Source organism: Burkholderia sp. 22088 (genome assembly GCF_052045915.1).
Lineage (GTDB): Bacteria > Pseudomonadota > Gammaproteobacteria > Burkholderiales > Burkholderiaceae > Burkholderia > Burkholderia cepacia.
In genome coordinates this window covers 188,410-214,591 of the sequence record NZ_JBQEPY010000013.1, presented here as the reverse complement: position 1 = coordinate 214,591, position 26,182 = coordinate 188,410, and the positions used below count along the sequence as shown (strand labels likewise).

Genomic DNA, 26,182 nt, shown 5'->3' with positions numbered 1-26,182 from the left:
AGCGATAAGGCAAGGAGTCTCAAATGAGCAAACAATTGCAAGACGCATACATCGTCGCCGCCAGCCGCACGCCGATCGGCAAGGCTCCGCGCGGTGTCTTCAAGAACACGCGCCCGGACGAGCTGCTGGTCCACGCGATCAAGTCGGCGGTTGCGCAGGTTCCGGGCTTCGACACGAAGCTGATCGAGGACGCGATCATCGGCTGCGCGATTCCGGAAGCCGAACAGGGCCTGAACGTCGCGCGGATGGGCGCGCTGCTCGCGGGCCTGCCGCAGACGGTCGGCGGCGTGACGGTCAACCGCTTCTGCGCGTCGGGCATCACGGCGCTCGCGATGGCGGCCGACCGCATCCGCGTCGGTGAATCGGACGCGATCTTCGCGGGCGGCTGCGAATCGATGAGCATGGTGCCGATGATGGGCAACAAGCCGTCGATGTCGCCGCACATCTTCGATCGCAATGAAGACTTCGGCATCGCATACGGGATGGGCCTGACGGCCGAGCGCGTCGCCGAGCAGTGGAAGGTGAGCCGCGAAGACCAGGACGCGTTCTCGGTCGAGTCGCACCGCAAGGCGCTTGCCGCGCAGCAGGCCGGCGAGTTCAACGACGAGATCGCCGCGTACACGATCACCGAGCGTTTCCCGAACCTCGCGACCGGCGAAGTCGACGTGAAGACGCGCGAGATCAAGCTCGACGAAGGTCCGCGCGCGGACACGTCGATCGAAGGCCTCGCGAAGCTGCGCACGGTATTCGCGAACAAGGGCTCGGTTACGGCCGGCAACAGCTCGCAGACGTCGGACGGCGCGGGTGCGCTGCTCGTCGTGTCGGAGAAGGTGCTGAAGGAATTCAACCTGACGCCGCTCGCGCGCTTCGTGAGCTTCGCGGTACGCGGCGTGCCGCCGGAAATCATGGGCATCGGCCCGAAGGAAGCGATTCCGGCCGCGCTGAAGGCCGCCGGCCTGAAGCAGGACGATCTCGACTGGATCGAGCTGAACGAAGCGTTCGCCGCGCAATCGCTGGCGGTGATGCGCGACCTCGGCCTCGACCCGTCGAAGGTCAACCCGATGGGCGGCGCGATCGCACTCGGCCACCCGCTCGGCGCGACCGGCGCGATCCGCGCGGCGACCGTCGTGCACGGCCTGCGCCGCCGTAACCTGAAGTACGGGATGGTCACGATGTGCGTCGGCACCGGCATGGGTGCCGCGGGCATCATCGAACGCCTGTAAGCAGGACACGACGCAAAGCGACGACGGTGCGCGGGCCACAAGCTTGCGCACCGTTTTTTCGTTCCGGTAGAGGAAAGTCAAAGGAGACGGTTGTGGCTGAAATTCAAGTGGAACGCGCCGAAGGCGTGATGACGATCACGATCTCGCGCCCGGCGAAGAAGAACGCGCTGACGGCGGCGATGTACCAGACGATGGCCGATGCGCTCGCCGACGCGCAGGAAGACAAGGCGATCCGCGTGATCCTGCTGCGCGGCAGCGACGGCAATTTCACCGCGGGGAACGATCTCGAGGATTTCATGAAGGCGCCGCCGAAGGACGACACCGCTCCGGTGTTCCAGTTCCTTGCGCGGATCAGCACCGCGAGCAAGCCGATCGTGGCCGCCGTGCCGGGCCTCGCGATCGGCGTCGGCGTGACGATGCTGCTGCACTGCGATCTGGTGTACGCAGCCGACACCGCGACGTTCTCGCTGCCGTTCGCGCAGCTCGGCCTGTGCCCGGAAGCCGCGTCGAGCGTGCTGCTGCCGCGCCTGGCCGGCCATCAGGTCGCCGCCGAGAAGCTGCTGCTCGGCGAGGCGTTCGACGCGCTGGAAGCGCACCGCATCGGCATCGTCAACCGCGTGCTGCCGGCGGCCGAGCTCGACGCGTTCGCGGCGAAGCAGGCGGCGAAGCTCGCGGCGCTGCCGGCGGCATCGCTGCGCGTGACGAAGGCGCTGCTGAAGGATACGGGCGGTGTGGCGACGTCCGCGCGGATGGCCGAGGAGGCGGGCCACTTCGCCGCGATGCTGCGCGCGCCCGAAGCGCGCGAGGCGATGACGGCGTTCTTCGAGAAGCGCAAGCCGGATTTCCGTCAGTTCGACTGACGGAGCAGGCCGCGCCGGCGATGGCTCGCCGGCGCGCCGCCGCGAACGCGATCAGGCCGTGCCGTAGTCGACGTGGCCGGTTTCGCGGCAGAAGCTGACGAGCCGCAGGCCGGCTGCTTTCGCGATTTCGATCGCGAGCGACGACGGCGCGGAGATCGTCGCCACCATCGGGATGCCGACCCGTGCGGCCTTGCGCACGAGCTCGTAGCTCGCGCGGCTCGACAGGAACACGAAGCCGTCGGTCGCGTCGGCGCGCGACAGCACGAGCGAGCCGATCAGCTTGTCGAGCGCGTTGTGGCGGCCGACGTCCTCGAACGCCATCCGGATCGCGCCTGTTGCGTCGCACCACGCAGCCGCGTGCAGGCCGCCCGTGAGCCGCGTGAGCGCCTGATGCGCCGGCAGCGCCTGCGCCGCGCGCGTCAGCGCGTCGGGGGCGAGGCGCGCGAGAAAGCCCGTATCGGGCACGCGCTCGGGCGCGAGGTCGAGCAGGTCGATGCTTTCGATCCCGCATACGCCGCAGCCGGTGCGCCCCGCGAGCGCGCGGCGCCGGTCCTTCAGCGCGGCGAACGCCTGCTGGACGACCTCCAGGTGGACTTCCGCATGCGGCAGCGGGGCGTCGGCGTGCAGGATCACCTCGATGTCCTTGATGTCGCTGCCGCGCGCGACGATCCCTTCCGAGATCGCGAAACCGACCGCGAACGCTTCGAGGTCGCACGGCGTACACATCATCACCGCGTGCGAGATGCCGTTGAAGACGAGTGCGACGGGCCATTCCTGGCCCACGTAGTCGTGCGCGGTTTCGACGGCGCCGCCGCGCGTGCGGCGTACGGACAGTTCGATCGCGCCGCGCGGTTCGTCGCGCATTTCACCGGATTCGGTCGGATTCACGAGCACTCCCGTTGATTCGGCGCGCGGGCGGCGGCATTCGTATCCGCCGCCCGCGCGCAGAGGTTCTAAAATACCCCAGGCAAGCCGGCCGCGCCGGCATCCGCCACATCAGGTAACGATCATGGGACTCAGCGACGCTCCACTGCTATTCGCCTTCGAACACGAATCGTCGGAAAACTTCACGTACATCCCGATGATCGTGCGTTTCAATCTCGACCGTTTCGGTCTGCGGATTTCGCTGGAACAGTGGCAACTGCTGCCGCTCGAGGACCGCAAGCTGCTCGCACGCTTTCCGGCCGACGACGACACCGCGATCGAGCCCAACTTCGATCACGCGCTGTTCGAAATGCTGCGTACGCATGCGGATCTGGAACCCTCGTGGTTCCAGCCGGACGAGCAGCCGGCCTGGCGCGCCACCGACATCGTGCCGGAGTCGCTCGTGCAGCAGAGCGCGCTGGCCGGGCTGACGGCGCCCGGGCTCGCGCAGTGGCAGCGGCTTGCGCCGTTCCAGCGCTACGTGCTGGTGAAGCTGTCGCGCAAGCCGAAGCTGAACCACGATTTCCTGCCCGCGATGCGGGAGTTCGGGCTGACGGCCACGCACTGAGGTGGCCGCAGCCGGGTGGAGGGGGAGCGCCGTTCGGCGCTCGTCCGTCAGAGCGGCGGCAGTTGCCGCGGCTTGCGGTCGGGGCCGGTCGCGACGTAGGTGAGCGTCGCTTCGGTGACCTTCACGATTTCACCCATCAGGCGCATGCGCTGCGCGTACACCTCGACGTCGACCGTGATCGACGTGTTGCCGGTGCGCATGATGGTCGCGTAGAAGCTCAGCAGATCGCCGACGAACACCGGCTGCTTGAACACGAACGAGTTGACCGCGACCGTCGCGACGCGACCGTTCGCGCGCTGGCTCGCGGGGATCGAGCCGGCGATGTCGACCTGCGACATGATCCAGCCGCCGAACACGTCGCCGTGGACGTTCGCGTCGTGCGGTTGCGGGACGACGCGCAGCGCGGGCTGTTTTTGCGGGAGTTCGAGGGTCGAATCGGTCATGGCGGGGCTTTCATCCTGTAAGAAACATGCCGCCGCGCGCAGGCCGGCCGGCGAGGGCGCCGGCAGCGGCGCGAAGCGGCTTCTGCGACAATACAACGTTCGCAAATTGTACGAGAAAGTGAGCGAGCCGGCCGCCGATCACGCGCCCGGCACCGCCGCCGATCCTTCCCCTCATGCGCCGATTTCCTGCTTCCGGCGAGCCCGCGCCGGCTTCGACCGGGCCCCGCAACGACTGGCAGACCATCCGGTCGCTGCTGCCGTACCTGACCACCTACAAATGGCGCGTCGCGCTCGCGCTCGGCTGCCTGATCGGCGCGAAGGTCGCGAACCTCGGCGTGCCGGTCGTGATGAAGCGCATCGTCGACCACCTGTCCTACGTCCAGCAGATCACCGCGCTCGGCCGCGCCGAACAGTCGGCCGGCATCGTGCTCGCGGGCGGCGTCGGGTTGCTGGTCGTCGCGTATGCGCTCGTGCGGCTGTCGACGTCGCTGTTCACCGAGCTGCGCGAGATCCTGTTCTCGAAGGTCACCGAGAGCGCGGTGCGCCAGCTCGCGCTGCAGGTGTTCCGGCACCTGCACGGGCTGTCGCTGCGGTTCCATCTCGAACGCCAGACGGGCGGCATGTCGCGCGACATCGAGCGCGGCACGCGCGGCATCCAGCAACTGATCTCGTATTCGCTGTACAGCATCCTGCCGACGCTCGTCGAGGTCGGGCTCGTGCTCGGCTTCTTCGTGGTCAAGTACGAGGCGTATTACGCGTACGTGACGTTCGCGGCGCTGGTCACGTACATCGTGTTCACGGTGAAGGTCACCAACTGGCGTACGCATTTCCGCCGCACGATGAACGAACTCGATTCGCGCGCGAACTCACGGGCGATCGATTCGTTGATCAACTACGAGACGGTCAAGTATTTCGGCAACGAGGAGTGGGAGGCGCAGCGCTACGACGAGAATCTCAAGCGCTACCGGAAAGCCGCGATCCGCTCGCAGAATTCGCTGTCGGTGCTGAACTTCGGCCAGCAGGCGATCATCGGCACGGGGCTCGTGTTCATCCTGTGGCGCGCGACGCAGGGGGTGCTCGCGGGCAAGCTGACGCTCGGCGATCTCGTGCTGATCAACACGTTCATGCTGCAGCTGTACATTCCGCTGAACTTTCTCGGCGTTGTCTATCGCGAGCTGAAGCAGAGCCTCACCGACATGGACCGGATGTTCGGGCTGCTGTCGGCCGCGAAGGAAGTGGCCGACCTGCCCGATGCGCGGCCGCTCGCGGTCGCCGGCGCGCAGGTGCGCTTCGAGCATGTGAATTTCGCGTACGAGGCGTCGCGGCCGATCCTGCACGACGTGTCCTTCACGATCGACGCGGGCACGACGACCGCGGTGGTCGGCCACAGCGGCTCCGGGAAGTCGACGCTGTCGCGGCTGCTGTTTCGTTTCTACGATCTCGACCGGCAGGTGGGCGGCGCGATCCGGATCGACGGCCAGGATATCCGCGACGTCACGCAGGATTCGTTGCGTGCGTCGATCGGGATCGTGCCGCAGGACACCGTGCTGTTCAACGACTCGATCTACTACAACATCGCGTACGGCCGACCGAGCGCGACCCGCGACGAGGTGATCGCGGCCGCGCGCGCCGCGCACATCCACGATTTCATCGAAAGCTTGCCGAAGGGTTATGACACGCCGGTCGGCGAGCGCGGGCTGAAGTTGTCTGGCGGCGAGAAGCAGCGCGTCGCGATCGCGCGCACGCTGTTGAAGGATCCGCCGGTGCTGCTGTTCGACGAGGCGACTTCGGCGCTCGATTCGCGCTCGGAGCGGGCGATCCAGCACGAGCTCGACCAGATCGCGCGGCATCGCACGACGCTCGTGATCGCGCACCGGCTGTCGACGGTCGTGCACGCGCAGCAGATCCTCGTGATGGATCACGGGCGGATCGTCGAGCGGGGCACGCACGACGAACTCGTGCGCGCCGACGGGTTGTATGCGCAGATGTGGGCGCTGCAGCAGCAGCGCGCGGCGGCGGGCGGGGAAGAGGCCGAGGCCGCGTAGGCGCGGGTATTGCGCGGTGCGCGGCAGGAACGGGCAGTGTGGTGCCGTCAGGGCCGGGTGACTCGGCGGAGCGTCGGCGACATCGGATCCTGGAGCTTGGTCCGGCGCCGATCGGTCGCGCGGTCGTTGACGAGTCGGGGTATCGACCGCCGAACCGCCGAACCGCCGAACCGCCGAACCGCCGAACCGCCGAACCGCCGAACCGCCGAACCGCCGAACCGCCGCTCAGCCGCTCAGCCGCTCAGCCGCTCAGCCACCCAGCCGCGAAACGATCAGCCCGCGGCGCGCAGCCGCGCGTCGAGCTCGCCGAGCTGCGCGGGCGTGCCGACGTTCTCCCAAATACCTTCGTACAGTTCGCCGCTCGCGCGGCCGGCTTCGATCGCCGCGCGATAGTACGGCGTCAGCGCGCGCCGCGTGCCGGGCGCGAGATCGCGGAACATCCGCGTGTCGTACAGGCCGATGTTGCCGAACGTGAAGCGCGCGGCGCCGTCGAGCGCCAGGCGGCCGTCGTCGCCGAGCGCGAAGTCGCCGGCCGGGTGGAACGGCGGGTTCGGCACCATCACGAGGTGCATCGCCGGCGCGTCGAGCGCGGCCATTCGGGCGGCGCGCGGCGCGAGCGTCCGGTAGTCGAAGGCGCAGTACACGTCGCCGCTGACCGCCGCGAACACGGCCGGTTGTCCGTCGCGCTCGAGCAGCGGCAACGCCTGCGCGATGCCGCCCGCGGTTTCCAGTGCCTCGCCTTCGGCCGAGTACGCGAGCCGTACGCCCCAGCGCGACCCGTCGCCGAGCGCAGCCTCGATCTGTTCGCCGAGCCACGCGTGGTTGATCACGATCGTCTCGATACCCGCGCGTGCGAGCGCTTCGATCTGCCACGCGATCAGCGGCTTGCCGCCCGCTTCGAGGAGCGGCTTCGGGCGGGTGTCGGTGAGCGGGCGCATCCGTTCGCCGCGCCCGGCGGCGAAGATCATCGCCGTCGTCAGGGTGTTGCTCATGTTCGGCCGGGTGTCAGGAGAGTCGGAACGATCAGAACGTATAGCCCACGTCGGCCGGCGCGTTGCCCTCGAGCTCGTCGAGCAGCTTCGCGAACGGCACGAGCGGGCGGTAGCGCAGCGCGACCTTGCGCGCATACGCGATGAAGCGCGGCAGGTCGTTCAGGTAATGGGGCTTGCCGTCGCGGTAATTGATGCGCGCGAACAGGCCGAGCACCTTGATGTGGCGCTGCAGCCCCATCCATTCGAGCTGGCGGTAGAACTCGCCGAAATCGGGATCGACCGGCAGCCCGGCCTTTTTCGCCTTTTCCCAGTAGTACGCGAAGCAGTCGAGCTCGAACTCCTCGTCCCAGCTGATGAAGGCGTCGCGCAGCAGCGACACGACGTCGTACGTCAGCGGCCCGTAGACGGCGTCCTGGAAGTCGAGGATGCCCGGGTTCGGCTCGCACACCATCAGGTTGCGCGGCATGAAGTCGCGCAGCATGAAACCCTGCGGCTGCGCGTGGGCGCTCGCGACCAGCAGCGTGAAGGTGCGGTCGAGCGTGCCACGCATCGCGTCGGTGACGGGCTTGCCGAGGTGGCGGCCGACGAACCATTCGGGCATCAGCTCCATCTCGCGGCGCAGGAACGCCTCGTCGAACGGCGGCAGCACGTCGGGTTTCGACGTGAGCTGGAAGCGGATCAGCGCGTCGAGTGCTTCGCGCATCAGCGGTTTCGCGGCGGCCGGGTCGGCCGGATCGAGCACCGAGATGTACGGCGTGCGGCCGAGATCGGTCACGAGCATGAAACCCGCGTCGAAATCGTGGGCCAGCACGTCCGGCACGTGGTCGCCGGCCGCGGCGAGCAGCTGCGCGACCTGGACGAACTCGCGGCACTTCTCGGGCGGCGGCGCGTCGACGGCGATCAGCGTGCCGCCGGCGCTCGTGGCCGACGCAATCCGGAAATAGCGGCGGAAACTGGCGTCCGACGATGCGGGCGCGAGGGTCGACAGGTCGAGCGCGTAGCGCTCGGCGAGCGGGTGCAGCCACGCGGTGAGCGCTTCGAGGCGGGCGTCGGGCTGGGATGCGGCGGATGGGGGCGTCATGAAACTCGGAGGAGGGGGGAACGTCTTGCCATATAATACCCCACGACTTTTTTGACGCACCCCGCGTCAGCTTTCCGCCGTGCAGGCCCGCCGCCTGTCGCGCCGCCACCCGATCGCCTCCCCGGTTTGCGCTCAGCCGCAGTCGCGGTGCGACGGCGCGGCCCGCCGTGCGCGAATGTGCCGCGACGGCGCGGCTGACAAGGGGCGATTCGCCAAACGATAGATGCCGCCCAAACCGCTATTCCCGAATGTTTTCCCCGGTGACGGGGTGCCGCGCAAACGGCGGCTCGCGCTCGCGCTCCTGGCCGTGCCCGGCCTCGTGCCGGCCGTGTCGTACGCGCAGCTGTCGGGCGCGGCCGCGCAGCCGCAGCCGCTCGACTCGCCGTGGGATCTGCGTCTCGCGCCCCAGCTCGAGGATCGCCCGCTGAAGGAGGGCGCGAAGCCGGCCGCCTTCGTGATCGCCGACCACACGAGCGGCACCGCCGAGCAGGATCTCGCCGCGAAGGGTTCGGCCGAGCTGCGGCGCGGTGACGCCGTCGTGAAGGCCGACGCGATCCACTACGATCAGGATACGGACATGGCCGATGCGTACGGCCAGGTCAGGGTGATCAATTCCGGCACGTCGTTCGCGGGCCCCGAGGCGCACCTGAAGATCGAGGCGAACCAGGGCTTCATGACGGCGCCGAAGTATCACTTCAACGTGACGGGCGGCTCGGGCAGCGCGGAGCGTGTCGACATGGTCGACAACGAGCGCTCGGTGTTCGTCAACGGTACCTATACCGCGTGCCAGTGCTCGACGAACCCCGCGTGGTACATCAAGGGCAGCCGCTTCGACTTCGATACGGGCGCCGATGAAGGCACCGCGCGCAACGGCGTGCTGTTCTTCCAGGGCGTGCCGATCTTCGCAAGCCCGTGGATGACGTTCCCGCTGTCGGGCGAGCGGCGCAGCGGCCTGCTGCCGCCGACGTTCTCGGTGAACTCGAGCAACGGCTTCGAGCTGACGCTGCCGTACTACTTCAACATCGCGCCGAACCGCGACCTGACGCTCACGCCGCGCATCATCTCGCGGCGCGGCGTGATGACCGAGGCGACGTTTCGCTACCTGTCGCCGTCGTATTCGGGCACGTTCACGGCCAATTACCTGCCGGATGATCGGCTCGAGCACCGCAACCGCTACGCGATCTACTGGCAGCACCAGCAGAACTTCGGCGGCGGTTTCGGCGGCTACGTCTACTACAACAAGGTCTCGGACAATCTGTATCCCGAGCAACTGGGTTCGTCGAACCAGTTCATCAACGGGACGCAGACGCTGTACCAGCAGGAAGCGGGCCTCACGTACAACAACGGCCCGTGGTCGGTGCTCGCGCGCTACCAGCACTGGCAGACGCTGCCGCCGTCGATCGCGCCGTACAGCCGCGAGCCGCAGTTGAACGTGAAGTACACGAAGTACAACGTCGGCGGCTTCGACTTCGGCGCGGAAGCCGACTATTCGCGGTTCCGCATCACGACGGCCGACGCGACCGAAGGCGACCGGGTCGTCTTCAACCCGTACATCGCGTACGGCGTGTACGGCCCCGGCTACTTCGTCGTGCCGAAGGTCCAGTACCACTTCGCGTCGTACGACCTGAACTACCTGTCGTCGAAAACGCCGAACAGCCCGAAGCGCTTCACCGAGTCGATCCCGACCGTGAGCTTCGATTCGGGCCTGATCTTCGACCGCTCGGTGCGCCTGTTCGGCCAGGATTTCATCCAGACCCTCGAGCCGCGCCTGTACTACGTGTACACGCCGTATCGCGACCAGTCGAACGCGCCGCTGTTCGACACCGCGGAATCGGACTTCGGCCTCGCGGAGATCTACCAGCCGAACACGTTCGTCGGCAACGACCGGATCGCCGATGCGAACCGCATCACGGCCGGCCTGACGTCGCGCTTCATCGATCCGCGCACCGGCGACGAGCGTGCGCGTTTCGTGATCGCGCAGCAGTACTACTTCGCCGATCAGCGCGTCACGCTGAATGCCGGGCAGAGTGCGGTGCTGGCGCGCCACTCGGACCTGATCGTCGGGGCCGCGCTGAAGCTCGGTTCGGGTTTCATGTCCGAGACGGCGTTCCAGTACAACCAGAACAACAACCAGCTCGTGAAGTCGAGCGTCGGTTTCGGCTACAGCCCGGGCGAGCGCCGCGTGATCAACGTCGGCTACCGCTATACGCGTGCGAACACCACGCTCGACAACCAGCCGATCAACCAGTTCCTGGTGTCCGCGCAATGGCCGCTCACGCGCCGCCTGTATGCGATCGGCCGCTTCAACTACGATCTCGCCGGCGATCGCGTGGTCGACGGTCTGGTCGGCTTACAATACGACGCGGATTGCTGGGCGCTCGGGGTCGGGGTGCAGCGGGCGGCGAACGGTATCAATTCGTCCGGACAGCAGAATTCGTCGACGCGCTTCATGATGCAGCTCACGCTCAAGGGCCTGTCGACCGTCGACAACGGCCTCGTGTCCGCGTTCCGCGCCGGGGTGCCGGGCTACACGCCGCTGCCGCCGCCGCCGCCGCCGATGTCCCGCTTCAGCAACTACGAGTAACGCCGGCTTGTCTGCACCGGTCAGCACGATTTCAATGGAGTTCCAGTGGCAATGAAGAAAACCCTTCGTTTCGCGGCAGTCGTGTCCAGCCTCGCTGCGGCGGCCGCGCTGCTCGCCTCTGCGCCGGCCGCGGCGCAGGCGCTCGGTTCGCAAGGTGCGCAGCTCGCCGACGAAGTCGTCGCGGTCGTCAACAACGACGTGATCACCGGCCGCGAACTCGACCAGCGGGCCGGCCTGATCGCGCGCCGGCTGCAGCAGCAGAACGCCCCCGTGCCGCCGACCGACCAGTTGCGCGCGCAGGTGCTGAACCAGATGGTGCTCGAGCGTATCCAGGTGCAGAAGGCCAAGGACGACGGGATCCGCATCGACGACGCGACGGTACAGTCCACGCTGCAGCGCCTCGCGCAGGCGAACGGCATGACGCTCGACCAGTACCGCGCGCGTCTCGAGGCGCAAGGCGTGCCCTGGAGCATCTTCACGAGCGATGCGCGCACCGAACTGATGCTGTCGAAGCTGCGCGAGCGCGAGGTCGACGGCAAGATCACCGTGTCGGACGCCGAGGTCGCGAACTACATCGCGAGCCAGCGCGGGCCGAACGCGTCGCAGCAGCAGGACCTGCGCTTCCAGCACATCTTCATCAAGGCACCGACCAACGCGCCGCAGGCCGACATCGAAGCCGCGCAGAAGAAGGCTGACGCGTTGCTGCAGCAGGCGAAGTCGGGTGCCGATTTCGAGAAGCTCGCGAAGAACAATTCGGAAGCGAACGACGCGAAGAAGGGCGGTGACCTCGGCTTCAAGTCGCCGAGCGCGCTGCCGGCCGACGTCGTCGACGCCGCATCGAAGCTGCGCCCGGGCCAGGTCAACCCGACGCTGATCCGCGTGCCGGACGGCTTCGAGATCGTGCGTCTCGTCGATCGTCGCCAGAGCCAGGGCGCGTCGGCCGCGGCACCGAAGATCGTCCAGACGCACGTGCGCCACATCCTGTTGCGCGTGGGCGAAGGCAAGTCCGAAGGCCAGGCGCGCCAGCAACTGGCCGACATCCGCAACCAGGTCGAGGCCGGCGGCGATTTCGCGAAGTTCGCGCGCACGTATTCGCAGGACGGTTCGGCGTCGCAGGGCGGCGATCTCGGCTGGATCAGCCCGGGCGAGACCGTGCCGGAATTCGAGCGCGCGATGAACAACCTGCAGGACGGCCAGATCAGCCAGCCGATCCGTACCGAGTACGGCTATCACCTGATCCAGGTGCTGGGCCGCCGCGAAGCGGAAGGTTCGGTGCAGCAGCAGATGGATATCGCGCGTCAGGCGATCGGCCAGCGCAAGGCCGAGCAGGCGTATGCCGACTGGCTGCGCGAGCTGCGCGATTCGTCGTACGTGCAGTACAAGATCGGCGGCGTCGGCCCGGCGAACTGAGCGAGCTTCCGATGACCACGCCCGCGCTGCAGATCGCGATCACGACCGGCGAACCCGCGGGGGTCGGCCCGGAACTGACCGTGCAGGCGCTGCGTGATGCCGCGCAGCGCTGGCCCGACGCGCATTTCACCGTGCTCGGCGATGCGGCGCTGCTCGACGCGCGTGCGGCGGCCGTCGGCGCCGACCGGGCCACGCTGGCCGGCAGCGGGCCGGTGTCGGTCGCGCATCACGCGCTCGCCGTGCCCGCGCAGGCGGGCAGGCTGGACGCGGCGAACGGCCCTTACGTGCTCGGGTTGCTCGACGCGGCAATCGACGGCGCGCTGGCGGGCCGGTACGACGCGATCGTCACCGCGCCGTTGCAGAAGAGCACGATCAACGATGCGGGCGTGCCGTTCACCGGCCATACCGAGTACCTGGCGGAGCGTACGCATACGCCGCGTGTCGTGATGATGCTGGCCGGTACCGGCCACCGGCCGCTGCGCGTGGCGCTCGCGACCACGCACCTGCCGCTGAAGGACGTGTCGGCCGCACTGACGGTCGACGGGCTCGTCGAGACGCTCGCGATCATCGATCGCGACCTGCGGCGCGACTTCGGTCTGGCCGCGCCGCGCATTCTCGTGACGGGCCTGAACCCGCACGCGGGCGAGAACGGTTATCTCGGCCGCGAGGAGATCGACGTGATCTCGCCGGCACTGGCCCGCGCGAACGCGCAGGGCATCGACGCGCGCGGCCCGTATCCGGCCGACACGCTGTTCCAGCCGCGTCACCTCGCCGATGCCGATTGCGTGCTCGCGATGTTCCATGACCAGGGCCTGCCCGTGCTGAAGTACGCGACGTTCGGCGAGGGCATCAACGTGACGCTCGGGCTGCCGATCATCCGTACGTCGGTCGATCACGGCACGGCACTCGATCTGGCCGGCACGGGCCGCGCGGATCCGGGCAGCATGATCGCCGCGCTCGACACCGCCGTCACGATGGCGCGCCATCGCCGCACCGCCTGACGCGGCCCGGCTTTACCTCATTCGTCGTATTTTTCGTTTTACTCAGTCGATGTCGAACAGCAGACAGCACCAAGGCCATTTCGCGCGCAAGCGCTTCGGGCAGAACTTCCTCGTCGATCACGGCGTGATCGACTCGATCGTCGCGACGATCGGCCCCGCGCGCGGCCAGCGCATGGTCGAGATCGGCCCCGGGCTCGGCGCGCTGACCGAGCCGCTGATCGCGCGCCTCGCGACGCCCGAGTCGCCGCTGCATGCGGTCGAGCTCGACCGCGACCTGATCGGGCGCCTGCAGCAGCGCTTCGGCGCGCTGCTCGAACTGCATGCGGGCGACGCGCTCGCGTTCGACTTCCGCTCGCTCGCGGCACCCGGCGACAAGCCGTCGTTGCGGATCGTCGGCAACCTGCCGTACAACATTTCCAGCCCGCTGCTGTTTCACCTGATGACGTTCGCCGACGCGGTCATCGACCAGCACTTCATGCTGCAGAACGAAGTCGTCGAACGGATGGTCGCGGAGCCGGGCACGAAGGCGTTTTCGCGTCTGTCGGTGATGCTGCAGTACCGCTACGTGATGGAAAAGATGCTCGACGTGCCGCCGGAATCGTTCCAGCCGCCGCCGAAGGTCGATTCGGCGATCGTCCGGATGATTCCGTACGAGCCGCACGAACTGCCGGATGTCGATCCCGGGCTGCTCGGCGAAATCGTCACCGCGGCGTTCTCGCAGCGCCGCAAGATGCTGCGCAATACGCTCGGCGACTATCGCGAGACGATCGATTTCGATGCGCTCGGCTTCGATCTCGCGCGCCGTGCGGAGGATGTGAGCGTGGCCGAGTACGTCGGCGTGGCGCAGGCGCTGGCGAAGGTGCGCAAGGCCGCGGAGTAACGGTAGCGCGTGCGTCATGCGCGCGTCGCACGCCGGCTCGAGGTTCACGAGGCTGCCCTGGCGGGCAGCCTTTTTCATTTTCCCCGCGCCGTATTCGTCGATGCCGGGCCGCGACCGGGCGGCCACCGGGTGTCGTTACGCGCGCCGGCGCGGCGGCGCGTTGACGAGCGCGATGCCCGTCAGCACGAGCGCGGTCGCCGACATGAAGCGCCAGCCGACCGATTCGCCGAGCAGCAGCACGCCGAACGCGACGCCGAACAGCGGCGACAGGAACGTGAAGACGGACAGACGTGATGCGCTGTAGCGCGTCAGCAGCCAGAACCACGACAGGTAGCTGACGAACGCGACGATCACCGACTGGTACGCGAGGCTCGCGACCGCGACCGGCGTGACGTGCGCGAACGAGACCTGGCCGAACAGTGCGGCCAGCGCGACCAGCACGACCGCCGATACCGCGAGCTGGTAGAACAGCGTCTTGCTCGCGCTCGCCCATGCGAGCGCCGTCGAGCGCACGACGACGGTCGTCGCGGCCCACATCGCGCCGCCGAGGATCCCGAGCGCGTCGCCGGCGAGCCCGGCCAGCACGGATGCGCCGGGCGCGCGCGGCTTCAGGAAGCCGTCCGCGAACGCGAGCGCGATACCGGCGAATGCCAGGCCGACGCCGGCCCACTGCGTGCGCTGCAGCCGTTCGCCGGGTGCGAACAGGTGCAGGCCGAGCGCGGTGAAGCACGGCGCCGTGTACAGGAAGATCGCCATGTGCGATGCGCTCGTCAGCGTCAGCCCGAAAAACACGCAGATGAATTCGCCGGCGAACAGCGCGCCGGCCGCGAGGCCCGCGCCGAACGTGCCGTCCGCCTGAAACAGCGGCGTACCGCGCGAGCGGGCCCAGCCCCACAGCAGCACCGCCGCGATCACCGAGCGCAGCCCGGCCTGGAACATCGGCGCGATCGCGGCGTTCGTGCTCTTGATCGCGACCTGCTGGAAGCCCCAGATCGCGCACAGCAGCAGCATCAGGCCGACGGCGCGCATGTCGAGCGCGCGGCGCACGGGGGCAGCGAGTGCACTCATCGGCGAACCTCGCCGGTTCGGTACGGCGGCTGCGAGATCGGGAGGGTGGCGCATCCGGCGCGCTCGAATCGGCGGTGTCGCACGGCAGTGTGGCGATAGGGGGAGTGGGTGGTCGCGTTCGGGCGGTGGGTCGCATGCCCGCTTTTGGTGCGAGGTGGAAGGATGTTACCCGATCCGCACGGTAGTCGGGCGAGCAGGGGCGTGCTGTTTTCCGCGTTGCCCTTGCGCCGGCAGGCGTTACCCGCCGGGCGTCCCCGGCCAGGCGCCCCCAGCTGGGCGCCCCCGGCGAAGTTCACCCGACTCTGGTAGAGTTCCCGGTTCTGGAAAGTCCCCACAGGAGTACAACACATGCGATTGCTGCATACGATGCTGCGAGTCGGCGATCTCGACCGCTCGATCAAGTTCTACACCGAATTGCTCGGCATGAAGGTGCTGCGCCGCGACGACTATCCGGAAGGCAAGTTCACGCTCGCATTCGTCGGCTACGGCGATGAAAGCAACAACACGGTGATCGAACTGACCCATAACTGGGATACCCCGTCCTACGACCTCGGCACGGGTTTCGGCCATCTGGCGCTGGAAGTCGACGACGCGTACGCGGCCTGCGACAGGATCAAGGCGCAAGGCGGCAAGGTCACGCGCGAAGCGGGCCCGATGAAGCACGGCACGACCGTGATCGCGTTCGTCGAGGATCCGGACGGCTACAAGATCGAGTTCATTCAGAAAAAGGCGCACTGAGCGCCGGATGAACCGGGCCGTGGCGTGCGATGTGCGCGGCGGCAAAAAAGGGCGATGCGGAATGACCCGCATCGCCCTTTTTCGTTGGCGGCGAAGCCGTGCGCGTCAAAGCGACGGCAGCAGCTCGGGCGGGTGATGCTTGAGCGTGTGGCGCGCTTCGCGGAACTCGGGGAAGATCGACTCGACGGTCTGCCAGAAGGCCGGGCTATGGTTCATTTCGCGCAGGTGCGACAGCTCGTGCGCGACGACGTAGTCGATGATCGACATCGGGAAATGGATCAGCCGCCAGTTCAGGCGGATCTTGCCGTCGCTCGAGCAACTGCCCCAGCGCGTCGCGGCCGACGACAGCGCATACATCGAATACGTGACGCCGAGCTTCTCCGCGTACACCGCGAGGCGTTCACCGAAGATCCGCCGGGCTTCGCCCTGCAGCCAGCCCTGCACGCGATCCTTGATCTGCTGCATGTCGGCCTGCACGGGCAGCGGCAGCGAGAGCCGCAATGCATCGGCGTCGAATGCGACGGCGCCCGCGCCGAGCGCGATCGTCACCGTCTTGCCGAGATAGGGCAGCTGCGCGCCGTCGCGCCAGTCGATCTGCGGCAGCGCGCGCTGCTCGGTGCGCGTCTTCCACTCGGCGAGCTTCGCGAAGATCCAGCGTTGTTTCTCGGCGATCGCGGCTTCGATGTCGGCGAGCGTGACCCAGCGCGGCGCGGTGATCGACAGCCCGCTGCCGTCGATCGTGAAGCCGATCGTCCGGCGCGCCGAGCGCTTCAGGCGGTATTCGAGCACGCGGCTGTCGAGTGCGAACGTCCGCACGCGCGAGCGGTCGGGCGCGGGGCCCGGATCGAGGGGCGCAGCGGGGGCCGCTTCGGTCGGCGCGGGCGGGGCAGCGGGCGCCGACGGCGCGGCGGCCGGCCCGTCGAAGAGCGGCAGATCCATCTGGCGATGATCGAGGGCCACGACGGCAGGCCGTGGCCGCGGACGCTGTTTCATCAGTTCGCTTCTTTTTGTCGTACGCAACGGCTGCCACCCGGGGGCGTCAGACACGCGCGGCATCGCGCGTGCCGGCGTTGCCCGCCTGGCGATACGAATCCGGATCGATCCGGCGCATTTCCGCTTCGATCCATGCTTCGACCTGCGAGTTCAATGCATCGGGCGTCAGCCCCTCGCTGGGAATCGGCTTGCCGATCGACACGGTGACGACGCCCGGGAATTTCGTGAACGAGTTGCGCGGCCACACCCGGCCTGCATTGTGCGCGATCGGTACGACGGGTGCGCCGGTTTCGATCGCGAAGCGCGCGCCACCCGTCTTGTACTTGCCCTGCTTGCCGACCGGCGTGCGCGTGCCTTCCGGGAACATGATCATCCATGCGCCTTCCGACAGGCGCTTCTTGCCCTGGCGGATCACCGACGTGAACGCGTTCTTGCCTTCCTTGCGGTTGATGTTGACCATGTGCAGCAGCCCGAGCGCCCAGCCGAAGAACGGCACGTACAGCAGCTCGCGCTTGAACACGTAGCAGAGCGGTTTCGGCATCAGCGCGGGAAACGCGAGCGTTTCCCATGCGGACTGGTGCTTCGACAGCAGCACGGCCGGGCCGTCGGGCAGGTTCTCGTAGCCTTCGATCCGGTAGCGGATGCCGTTCAGCCAGCGCACGACCCACAGCGTGGACTTGCACCAGCCGGCCGCCATCCAGTAGCGCGCGTCGGCGCGCATGAACGGAAAGGCGATGAAGCACGCGGTGGCGTACGGCACCGTGTACACGACGAAGTAGATCAGCAGCAGCAGGGAGCGGACGAAGCGCATCGGCGTAAGTCTGGCGTTAGGGAGGATGCGCGCGGCGGCCGCATCACTCGTGTTCGTGTGAAAGGAAATCGAGCGCGAACGCGCGCAGGTCGTCGTGGACCTTCGTGCCGGGCGGCAGGTTACCGGCGGCGAGCGTCTTCTTGCCCTTGCCGGTGAGCACGAGGTACGGCTGGAAGCCGACCGCGACGCCAGCCTGCAGGTCGCGCAGCGAATCGCCGACCACCGGCGTGTGATCGGGATCGATCTCGAAGCGCTCGGCGATCATCTGCATCATCCCGGGCTTCGGCTTGCGGCAGTCGCAGTGATCCTCGGCCGTGTGCGGGCAGAAGAACACCGCGTCGATCCGCGCACCGACCGCGGCCGCCGCGCGATGCATCTTCAGGTGCATCTCGTTGAGCGCGGCCATGTCGAACAGCCCGCGACCGATGCCGGACTGGTTGGTCGCGACGACCACGCGATACCCCGCGTGGTTGAGCCGGGCAATCGCCTCGAGGGCGCCGGGCAGCGCGATCCATTCGTCGGGCGTCTTGATGAACGCATCCGAATCGACGTTGATCACGCCGTCCCGGTCGAGGACGACGAGCTTTCGGTTGGGGCTGGTCGGCATCGTGCGGCCCTTATGCGGCGAGCTTCGAGATGTCGGCGACGCAGTTCATCTGCTGGTGCAGCGCGGACAGCAGCGCGAGACGGTTCGCGCGCAGTGCCGGATCTTCCGCGTTGACCATCACGTCGTTGAAGAACGTGTCGACCGGTGCGCGCAGCGCGGCGAGCGCCGACAGCGCGCCCGTGTACGCACGCGCCTCGAGCTGCGACTGCACGTGCGGCGTCACGGCCGCGAGCTGTTCGTGCAGCGCCTTCTCGGCGGCCTCGACGAGCAGCGTCGGCTGCACCGCACCGTTCGCGCCGCCGTCCGACTTCTTCAGGATGTTCGAGATCCGCTTGTTCGCGGCCGCGAGCGCTTCGGCTTCCGCGAGGTGCGTGAATTCGCGCACCGCGTCGAGGCGCGCGACGAGATCGTCGACGCGCGTCGGGTTCAGGCTCAGCACCGCATCGATTTCGCCGGCCGAATAGCCGCGCTCACGCAGCAGGCCGCGCAGGCGATCCATGAAGAACGCGAGGATCGCGTCGGTCGATTCGGCGACGCCCGGCACGCCTTCGAAGCGTGCATGGGCCGTGCGCAGCAGCGACACGAGATCGAGCGGCAGCTGCTTCTCGAGCAGCAGGCGCAGCACGCCGAGTGCGTGGCGGCGCAGCGCGAACGGATCCTTCTCGCCGGTCGGCGCGAGGCCGATCCCCCAGATGCCGACGATCGTCTCGAGCTTGTCGGCGAGCGCGACGGCGGTCGACACGGGCGTGGTCGGCAGTGCGTCGCCGGAGAAACGCGGCTGGTAGTGCTCGGCGCAGGCGAGCGCGACGTCGTCGGCTTCGCCGTCGTGGCGCGCGTAGTACGTGCCCATCGTGCCCTGCAGTTCCGGGAACTCGCCGACCATGTCGGTCAGCAGGTCGGCCTTCGCGAGGCGCGCGGCGCGCTTCGCGTGCGCGGCGTCGGCGCCGATCGCGGGGGCGATCTCGCCGGCCAGCGCCTCGAGGCGCTCGACGCGCGCGAGCGCCGAACCGAGCTTGTTGTGATACACGACGTTCGCGAGCTGCGGCACGCGGTCGGCGAGCGGCTTCTTCTTGTCCTGCTCGAAGAAGAACTTCGCATCGGCGAGGCGCGGGCGCACGACGCGCTCGTTGCCTTCGATGATCTCGCCCGGCGTCTTCGTCTCGATGTTCGACACGATCAGGAAGCGCGAGCGCAGCTTGCCGCCGACGTCGGTCAGCGCGAAATACTTCTGGTTCGTCTGCATCGTGAGGATCAGGCATTCCTGCGGAACCTGCAGGAATTCGTCCTCGAAGCGGCACGGGTAGACGACCGGCCATTCGACCAGCGACGTCACTTCGTCGAGCAGTGCTTCGGGCATCACGACGGAATCGCCGTTCGCGTGTTCGTTCAGCTGCGTGCGGATCGTTTCGCGGCGATCGGCGAAGTGCGCGATCACGCGGCCCTTGTCGCGCAGCGTGTCGGCGTACGCGCGTGCATGCTGGATCGCGACGAGGCCGTCGGACAGGAAGCGGTGGCCGAGCGTCGTGTCGCCGGCGTCGACGCCGAATGCGGTGACGGGCACGATGCGGTCGTCGTGCAGCACCGTCAGGCGATGCACCGGGCGCACGAACTTCACGTCGGAGCCGTCCGGGCGCTGGTAGGTCATCACCTTCGGGATCGGCAGCTTCTCGAGCGTTTCGTCGAGCGCGGCCTGCAGGCCGTCGGCGAGCGTCGCGCCGGCTGCCGAATAGTTGATGAAGAACGCTTCGGCCTTGCCGTCCTGCGCGCGCTCGAGATCGGCGATCGACAGGTTCGGGTGGCCGAGCGCCGCGAGCTTCTTCGCGAGCGGGGCGGTCGGCTTGCCTTCGGCGTCGAGCGCGACCGACACGGGCAGGACCTTTTCGCGGACCTGCTTTTCAGGTGCGACGGCGCGCACGTTCTGCACGACGACGGCGAGGCGGCGCGGCGTGGCGTAGCGTTCGAACACGAGTTCGCCGTCGACGAGGTCGCGTGCCGCGAGGCGTTGCGCGAGGCCTTCGGCGAACGCGTCGCCGAGGCGCGCGAGGGCCTTCGGCGGCAGCTCTTCAGTCAGCAGTTCGACGAGCAGGGGGGCGGGATGATTGTGCGTCATGTCTGGATTGAATCTCGTCTCGTCAGTCCTGATCGATCTTGCGTTCGACCTTGAGCGGCGGCGCCCATGCCGGCTGGGCGGCGTCCTGGGCGTCGGTGGTGAGGCCCGGCACGCCCGGCGGGTTGCCGAGCATCGGGAAGCCGAGCTTCTCGCGCGAGTCGTAGTAGGCCTGTGCGACGAGACGCGACAGCGCGCGGATGCGGCCGATGTACGCCGCGCGTTCGGTGACCGAGATCGCGCCGCGCGCATCCAGCAGGTTGAACGTGTGGCCGGCCTTGAGCACGAGCTCGTACGCGGGCAGCGCGAGCTGCGCGTCGATCATCTTCTTCGCTTCCGCTTCGTAGCTGTTGAAGAACGTGAACAGCAGGTCGACGTTCGCGTGCTCGAAGTTGTAGGTCGACTGCTCGACCTCGTTCTGGTGGTAGACGTCGCCGTACGACAGGCGGCGCAGCTCGGGGCCGTTCGGGCCTTGCTCTTCCCACTCGGTCCACACGAGGTCGTACACGTTCTCGACCTTCTGCAGGTACATCGCGAGGCGCTCGAGGCCGTACGTGATCTCGCCGAGCACCGGCTTGCAGTCGAGGCCGCCGACCTGCTGGAAATACGTGAATTGCGTGACTTCCATCCCGTTCAGCCACACTTCCCAGCCGAGGCCCCACGCGCCGAGCGTCGGGTTTTCCCAGTCGTCCTCGACGAAGCGGACGTCGTTCTGCTGCAGGTCGAAGCCGAGCGCCTCGAGCGAGCCGAGGTACAGGTCGAGGATGTTTTCCGGTGCCGGCTTGAGCACGACCTGGTACTGGTAGTAGTGCTGCAGGCGGTTCGGGTTCTCGCCGTAGCGGCCGTCCTTCGGGCGGCGCGACGGCTGCACGTACGCGGCGCGCCACGGCTCGGGGCCGACCGCGCGCAGGAACGTGTGCACGTGCGACGTGCCTGCACCGACTTCCATGTCGATGGGCTGGAGCAGGGCGCAACCCTGCTTGTCCCAGTAGGACTGCAGCGTCAGGATGATTTGCTGAAACGTAAGCATGAAGAGCCTTCGTGGCGCTGGCGCTCCGTTGCGGGCGACTCTCCGGGCGGGGCCCGGAGAGTCGGCTCGCGCGGCGGCGCGGCTTGTTAGTGTGCTGAAACGCGTAATTTTACCGGATCGGCGAGCGGATGCGGCCGGAACGCGGGCGGGCGTGCCGTCGGCCCCGTCCGGGCGGCCTGCGCGGGCGCGGCCGGCGCGCACCGGGCGGCCGCGCGCGGCAGGTCGCGACGCGCGTGCCGCACGGCTTCGCACGGGCGTTAAGATGCGCGTATTGCGGTGCGCGCGGCGCGTGCCGCGCCACCGCTTGCCGATCCCGACTGCATGGACGATCCGACCGACATCCTCATTCCGCTGCTTCCGCCCTTCCTCGCGCTGCTCGGGCAGGCCGCCGACGCGCAAGCGCGCGGCGAGGCCGCCGCGCACGATCTGTGGCTGGCCGCCGCCGCGCACCTGCATGCGGTCGACGCCGATGCGCTCGCGCAGCTCACCGGCGCGCTCCTCACGCGGCAGCGCACGGCCGATGCGGTCGCGCTCGCCGAATGCGCGGCGCGCGTGCAGCCGGGCGCGACCGCGTACTTCAATCTCGGCTACGCGCTGCAGATGGCGGGTCGTCACGCGGACGCCGTGGCGCCGTATCGCGCGGCGCTGGCGCTCGACGCCGGGCGGCCGTCGCTGCGCAACAACCTCGCGATCGCGCTGCGGCTGTCGGGCAGCGACCGCGCGGAGGAGATCGCGCTGCTCGACGCGGCCGTGCGCGCCGATCCGCGCGACGTGCAGGCATGGATCAACCTCGTCGTCGCGCGGATCGCGACGCACGACCTGGACGGCGCGCTCGCGTGCGCCGCGCGGCTCGTGGAGCTCGCGCCTGACAACGCGCTCGCGATGAACAACGTCGCGATGGCGATGAAGGAGGCGCAGCGCTGGGACGATGCCGAGCGCTTCGCGGCGCGCGCGTGCGAGCTGGCGCCCGACGACGCGTCCTACCGTTTCAACCTGGCGATCATCCAGCTCGTGCGCGGCAACCACGCGGCCGGCTGGCGCGGCCACGAGGCGCGCTGGGACGGCGCGGGCGAGTTGCGCGGCCGCCGGCCGGTGCTGCCGGGCCCGCGCTGGCAGGGCGAGCCGCTTGCCGGCAAGACGCTGCTCGTGTGGGGCGAGCAGGGGCTCGGCGACGTGCTGCAGTTCTGCCGCTTCGTCGCGCCGCTCGCCGAGCGCGTGCATCGCGAGGGCGGCCGGCTCATATGGAATACGTTCCCGCAGGTGGGCACGCTGATGCAGCGCAGCCTCGGCGCGCATGCGGATGCGTTCAGCGCGGGCGGCGGCGTCGACGTGCTGCCCGCCTTCGATTACGAAATACCGCTGATCGGCCTGCCGCTGATGCTCGGCATGGAAGCGTCGACGCTCGCGTCGTCGGTGCCGTACCTGCGTGCCGATCCGCTCGCGCGCGACGCGTGGCGCGCGCGGCTCGCGGGCGACAGCCGGCTGAAGGTCGGGCTCGTGTGGACGGGCAGCGCGGGGCATCAGCGCAATCCGTTCCGGCGCGTCGGGCTCGAGCGTTATGCCGACGCGTTTCGCGGGATCGACGGCGTCGCGTTTCATTCGCTGCAGCCGGGTGCGCAGGCGGATGTCGCGGCGGCGCGCGCGGCCGGCTTCGCGATCGAGGATTTCACGGCGGAACTGACGAGCTTCGACGATACGGCCGCGTTCATCGGCGCGCTGGATCTGGTGATCACCGTGTGCACGTCGGTCGCGCACCTGGCAGGCGCGCTCGGCGCGCGCACGTGGGTGCTGCTCGACGTGAATCCGCACTGGCCTTGGCTGCTCGAACGCACGGACAGTCCGTGGTACCCGACCGCGACACTGTACCGGCAGCCGGCGTTCGGCGCGTGGGAGCCGGTGATGGAGAAGGTGAGCCGCGACCTGCGGCGCCTTTCTGCGCAGCCGGTTCAGACGGCAGTGTCGGCGGAGTCGGCCCGGCAGGGCTGAGCGGCCAGCCGGTTCGCGCTCGAGGGCCGCTGCATGCGGCGGCCGCCACTACGCGCTGCGCAGCGGCGGCTTGCCGCATCATTGCTGCGGGGCGTCGCCGTTGTTCCGGCCGTTGCGCCGGCGCAGCCCGGGGCCGAACGTGAAGCCGAACGCGAGCAGCACGAACGACACCGCGAGCACGATGTTGTTGCCGCTCGTCACGTAAGGCGTGAAGCCGCTCGTGCCTTCGATCCGCACGTCGAGCGAGCCGATCGTGAACGGCTTCAGCTGGCCGAGCACGCGGCCGCGCGCATCGATCGCGGCCGTCATCCCCGTGTTGGTCGAGCGCAGCATCGGCCGGCCCGTCTCGAGCGAGCGCATCCGCGCGATCTGCAGGTGCTGGTCGAGCGCGATCGTGTCGCCGAACCACGCGAGGTTCGTCACGTTGACGAGCACGCCCGGCGGCTGCGGGTTGTCGCGGATCGTCGCGGCGATTTCCTCGCCGAACAAGTCCTCATAGCAGATGTCGGCCATCACCGGCTGGTTGTGCACGAGGAACGGCTTCTGCACCGGCGCGCCGCGCGCGAAGTCGCCGAGCGGCATCTTCATCAGGTCGACGAACCACCGGAAGCCCCACGGGATGAATTCGCCGAAGGGCACGAGGTGGTGCTTGTCGTAGTGATAGATGTCGCGCGAATTCGGCGTCACGCCGTACAGGCTGTTCGTATAGTCGACGTAGTGGCCGTCCTCGGTCACCGATGCGCCGACCGCGCCGAACAGCACGGCCGAGCCCGTCGTGTCGCTGAACTTGCGGATCGCGACGGCGAACGGCTCGGGCAACTCCTGGATCATCACCGCGATCGCGGTTTCGGGCGTGACGATCAGGTCGGCCGGCTTCTCGACGATCATCTGCGTGTACATCTTGATCGCCGCGTCGATGCCCGCTTCCTCGAACTTGATGTCCTGCTTCACGTTGCCCTGCAGCAGCCGCACGGTGAGCGGCGCGTTCGCGGGCACGGTCCACGTGACCTGCGACAGCCCGAGACCGGCCGCGATCAGCGCGACCGCGATGCCGGCCGGCGCGGCGATGCGCACGCGCGCATTGCCGGCACGGGGTTCGGCGAGCGGCGACGGCCGGGCGGCGGCGAGGGCCTGCACGACGAGCGCGGCGAACAAGGCCAGCACCCACGCGATCCCGTACACCCCGGCGACCGGCGCGAAGCCCGCGAACGGGCCGTCGACCTGCGGATAACCGCTTGCGAGCCACGGGAAGCCGGTGAAGACGGTACCGCGCAGCCACTCGCCGAGTGCCCATGCGCTCGCGAATGCGAATGCGCCGTGCCAGGTCGGCGAAAACGGCCGCGGGTCGGGCGTGCGGCGATGCCACGCATGGCCTGCGCAGAACGACCACAGCCCGGCGGAGAACGCCGGGTACAGCGACAGGTACAGCGAGAACAGCACGAGCGCGCCGCCCGCGAGCGGCGCGGCCATCTCGCCGTAGACGTGCATGCTGATGTAGAGCCACCAGATGCCGCTGATGAAGTTGCCGAAGCCGAACGCGCCGCCGGTGAGCGCGGCGCTGCGCCAGCTCGCGGTGCGCGTGAGCTGCGCGAAAAACCAGACGAATACGACGAGTTGCAGCCAGCCGCCATGCGGCGTCGGCGCGAAGCTGAGCGTATTGGCGGCGCCGGCGAGCAGCGCGGCCGGGTAGTGCCAGCGCGGCAGCGCGCGCCCGGGAGGCGGCGCGAGAAGGCCGCCAGCCGGGCGGGACAGGATCGGATCGTCCATGTGAAGCGAAAGTGGGCGAGCGGTTGTGGAACGCGCGGCTGGCGCGCGACGGTCAGTCCTCGTGCGAGGTTTCGGCGCGACGGCTGGCGAGCGGGTTGCGGCGCACCAGCAGCACGTGGACCTGGCGCGCATCGCCGCGCTGGATCTCGAACACGAGGTTGCCGAGCTGCAGCTTCTCGCCGCGATGCGGGACGCGGCCGAAATGATGCGTGATCAGCCCGCCGATCGTATCGACTTCGTCATCCGGGAAATCGGTGCCGAACGTCTCGTTGAACTGTTCGATCTCGGTGAGCGCACGCACACGGTAGCGGCCGTCGGGCCCCGAGATGATGTTGCCGGCTTCCTCGTCGAAATCGTATTCGTCCTCGATGTCGCCGACGATCTGCTCGAGCACGTCCTCGATCGTGATCAGGCCCGCGACGCCGCCGTATTCGTCGACGACGATCGCGAGGTGGTTGCGGTTCACGCGGAAGTCGTGCAGCAGCACGTTCAGGCGCTTCGATTCGGGAATGAACACGGCCGGGCGCAGCATCCCGCGCACGTCGAATTCCTCTTCGGCATAGAAACGCAGCAGATCCTTCGCGAGCAGCACGCCAATGACGTTGTCGCGGTTCTCCTCGTACACGGGGTAGCGCGAGTGCGCCTTTTCGAGGACGAACGGGATGAAATCCTCGGGCTTGTCGGCGATGTTGATCGCGTCCATCTGTGCGCGCGGCACCATGATGTCGCGCGCGCACAGGTCGGACACCTGGAACACGCCTTCGATCATCGACAGCGAATCGGCGTCGATCAGGTTGCGTTCGTGGGCGTCCTGGAGGATTTCCAGCAGCTCGCCGCGGGATTCGGGCTCGGGCGAGATGAAGTCGGTCAGGCGCTCGAGCAGCGAGCGCTTTTCTTGCGGTTTGTCGGTTGGCTTACGACTGGGATACGAATCGTTCATGGTGGTGCGCCCGGGTCATGCCGGAGCGCGCTGTCACGGAGTAGGCAAGGATACACCAAGGGCACGACGCGACCGTGTCACACCGGCCGCACGGCCAGGGTGGGCAGCGCGTACGGGCCCCGCT

22 protein-coding genes are annotated in these 26,182 nt (G+C 68.3%); 10 read left to right on the top strand and 12 right to left on the bottom strand.

All coding sequences use genetic code 11. The features are described from left to right. Positions 1-23 precede the first annotated feature (23 nt). Both ACTJLD_RS24985 and ACTJLD_RS24980 read left to right on the top strand, forming a co-directional pair. Positions 24-1,223, top strand: coding sequence for an acetyl-CoA C-acyltransferase (locus ACTJLD_RS24985; RefSeq protein WP_048026145.1), 1,200 nt, complete (start codon positions 24-26; stop codon positions 1,221-1,223). A 92-nt stretch (positions 1,224-1,315) separates the two neighbouring features. After that, the gene (locus ACTJLD_RS24980) at positions 1,316-2,083 is read left to right on the top strand and encodes an enoyl-CoA hydratase (protein ID WP_027789159.1); all 768 of its coding nucleotides are present in this window, start codon (positions 1,316-1,318) and stop codon (positions 2,081-2,083) included. A gap of 51 nt (positions 2,084-2,134) precedes the next feature. Here the strand turns inward: ACTJLD_RS24980 and fdhD are convergent, their stop codons facing one another. Then, positions 2,135-2,977 carry a formate dehydrogenase accessory sulfurtransferase FdhD gene (fdhD, locus tag ACTJLD_RS24975; protein ID WP_371141655.1) on the bottom strand — a complete coding sequence of 281 codons (843 nt, stop codon included), beginning with the start codon at positions 2,975-2,977 and terminating at the stop codon, positions 2,135-2,137. A 115-nt stretch (positions 2,978-3,092) separates the two neighbouring features. Between fdhD and ACTJLD_RS24970 the strand changes: the two genes are divergently transcribed. Next, a complete protein-coding gene (locus tag ACTJLD_RS24970; protein ID WP_027789161.1) occupies positions 3,093-3,575 on the top strand; it encodes a nitrate reductase associated protein in 483 nt (160 codons plus the stop codon). 47 nt (positions 3,576-3,622) lie between these two features. On the opposite strand, the gene ACTJLD_RS24965 is transcribed toward ACTJLD_RS24970, so the two are convergent. Further along, the gene (locus tag ACTJLD_RS24965; RefSeq protein WP_027789162.1) at positions 3,623-4,018 is read right to left on the bottom strand and encodes an acyl-CoA thioesterase; all 396 of its coding nucleotides are present in this window, start codon (positions 4,016-4,018) and stop codon (positions 3,623-3,625) included. A gap of 173 nt (positions 4,019-4,191) precedes the next feature. Here ACTJLD_RS24965 and ACTJLD_RS24960 point away from each other — a divergent pair, with 173 nt between their 5' ends. Further along, positions 4,192-6,063: an ABCB family ABC transporter ATP-binding protein/permease gene (locus ACTJLD_RS24960; protein ID WP_136471228.1), complete on the top strand. Its 1,872-nt coding sequence runs from the start codon at positions 4,192-4,194 to the stop codon at positions 6,061-6,063. Between the two features lie 272 nt (positions 6,064-6,335). On the opposite strand, the gene murU is transcribed toward ACTJLD_RS24960, so the two are convergent. Both murU and ACTJLD_RS24950 read right to left on the bottom strand, forming a co-directional pair. Continuing rightward, entirely contained in the window at positions 6,336-7,055 is a 720-nt protein-coding gene (murU, locus tag ACTJLD_RS24955) for an N-acetylmuramate alpha-1-phosphate uridylyltransferase MurU (protein ID WP_059699913.1), read from the bottom strand. Between the two features lie 31 nt (positions 7,056-7,086). Beyond that, complete coding sequence (locus ACTJLD_RS24950) at positions 7,087-8,136, bottom strand: aminoglycoside phosphotransferase family protein (protein ID WP_440659839.1); 1,050 nt, start codon at positions 8,134-8,136, stop codon at positions 7,087-7,089. A 223-nt stretch (positions 8,137-8,359) separates the two neighbouring features. On the opposite strand from ACTJLD_RS24950, the gene ACTJLD_RS24945 reads away from it, so the two are divergent. Genes ACTJLD_RS24945 through rsmA form a run of 4 tightly spaced genes read left to right on the top strand, consistent with a single transcriptional unit; the run spans position 8,360 to position 14,011 of the window. Beyond that, positions 8,360-10,720, top strand: coding sequence for an LPS-assembly protein LptD (locus tag ACTJLD_RS24945; RefSeq protein WP_059699917.1), 2,361 nt, complete (start codon positions 8,360-8,362; stop codon positions 10,718-10,720). Positions 10,721-10,771: 51 nt separating this feature from the next. Beyond that, complete coding sequence (locus ACTJLD_RS24940) at positions 10,772-12,130, top strand: peptidylprolyl isomerase (protein WP_027789167.1); 1,359 nt, start codon at positions 10,772-10,774, stop codon at positions 12,128-12,130. Between the two features lie 11 nt (positions 12,131-12,141). Then, complete coding sequence (gene pdxA, locus ACTJLD_RS24935) at positions 12,142-13,131, top strand: 4-hydroxythreonine-4-phosphate dehydrogenase PdxA (protein ID WP_021161203.1); 990 nt, start codon at positions 12,142-12,144, stop codon at positions 13,129-13,131. A gap of 49 nt (positions 13,132-13,180) precedes the next feature. After that, positions 13,181-14,011, top strand: a complete 831-nt coding sequence (gene rsmA / locus ACTJLD_RS24930; RefSeq protein ID WP_027789169.1) for a 16S rRNA (adenine(1518)-N(6)/adenine(1519)-N(6))-dimethyltransferase RsmA — start codon at positions 13,181-13,183, stop codon at positions 14,009-14,011. A 135-nt stretch (positions 14,012-14,146) separates the two neighbouring features. Here rsmA and ACTJLD_RS24925 read toward each other — a convergent pair whose 3' ends face one another. Then, positions 14,147-15,079 (bottom strand): DMT family transporter, encoded by a 933-nt coding sequence (locus ACTJLD_RS24925; protein ID WP_440659837.1) that lies wholly within the window; start codon positions 15,077-15,079, stop codon positions 14,147-14,149. Between the two features lie 348 nt (positions 15,080-15,427). Here ACTJLD_RS24925 and gloA point away from each other — a divergent pair, with 348 nt between their 5' ends. Then, on the top strand, positions 15,428-15,817 hold the full coding sequence (gloA, locus tag ACTJLD_RS24920) for a lactoylglutathione lyase (protein ID WP_059525951.1): 390 nt from the start codon (positions 15,428-15,430) through the stop codon (positions 15,815-15,817). Between the two features lie 105 nt (positions 15,818-15,922). Here gloA and ACTJLD_RS24915 read toward each other — a convergent pair whose 3' ends face one another. From ACTJLD_RS24915 to glyQ, 5 genes are read right to left on the bottom strand one after another with little or no spacing between them, the layout of a single operon-like run. Further along, positions 15,923-16,810 (bottom strand): M48 family metallopeptidase, encoded by an 888-nt coding sequence (locus tag ACTJLD_RS24915; protein ID WP_027789172.1) that lies wholly within the window; start codon positions 16,808-16,810, stop codon positions 15,923-15,925. A 46-nt stretch (positions 16,811-16,856) separates the two neighbouring features. After that, positions 16,857-17,621, bottom strand: coding sequence for a lysophospholipid acyltransferase family protein (locus tag ACTJLD_RS24910; protein WP_021161198.1), 765 nt, complete (start codon positions 17,619-17,621; stop codon positions 16,857-16,859). A 43-nt stretch (positions 17,622-17,664) separates the two neighbouring features. Beyond that, entirely contained in the window at positions 17,665-18,228 is a 564-nt protein-coding gene (gene gmhB, locus ACTJLD_RS24905) for a D-glycero-beta-D-manno-heptose 1,7-bisphosphate 7-phosphatase (RefSeq protein WP_027789173.1), read from the bottom strand. Positions 18,229-18,238: 10 nt separating this feature from the next. Next, positions 18,239-20,338, bottom strand: coding sequence for a glycine--tRNA ligase subunit beta (gene glyS, locus ACTJLD_RS24900; RefSeq protein WP_124918493.1), 2,100 nt, complete (start codon positions 20,336-20,338; stop codon positions 18,239-18,241). Between the two features lie 22 nt (positions 20,339-20,360). Further along, entirely contained in the window at positions 20,361-21,365 is a 1,005-nt protein-coding gene (gene glyQ / locus ACTJLD_RS24895) for a glycine--tRNA ligase subunit alpha (protein ID WP_011885965.1), read from the bottom strand. A gap of 321 nt (positions 21,366-21,686) precedes the next feature. On the opposite strand from glyQ, the gene ACTJLD_RS24890 reads away from it, so the two are divergent. Then, positions 21,687-23,351, top strand: a complete 1,665-nt coding sequence (locus ACTJLD_RS24890) for a hypothetical protein (RefSeq protein ID WP_440659835.1) — start codon at positions 21,687-21,689, stop codon at positions 23,349-23,351. A 78-nt stretch (positions 23,352-23,429) separates the two neighbouring features. Here the strand turns inward: ACTJLD_RS24890 and lnt are convergent, their stop codons facing one another. Together lnt and ACTJLD_RS24880 are read right to left on the bottom strand one after the other, a co-directional pair. Next, positions 23,430-25,118: an apolipoprotein N-acyltransferase gene (lnt, locus tag ACTJLD_RS24885; RefSeq protein WP_060083097.1), complete on the bottom strand. Its 1,689-nt coding sequence runs from the start codon at positions 25,116-25,118 to the stop codon at positions 23,430-23,432. Between the two features lie 52 nt (positions 25,119-25,170). Further along, positions 25,171-26,058 (bottom strand): HlyC/CorC family transporter, encoded by an 888-nt coding sequence (locus ACTJLD_RS24880; RefSeq protein WP_021160150.1) that lies wholly within the window; start codon positions 26,056-26,058, stop codon positions 25,171-25,173. Positions 26,059-26,182 lie beyond the last annotated feature (124 nt).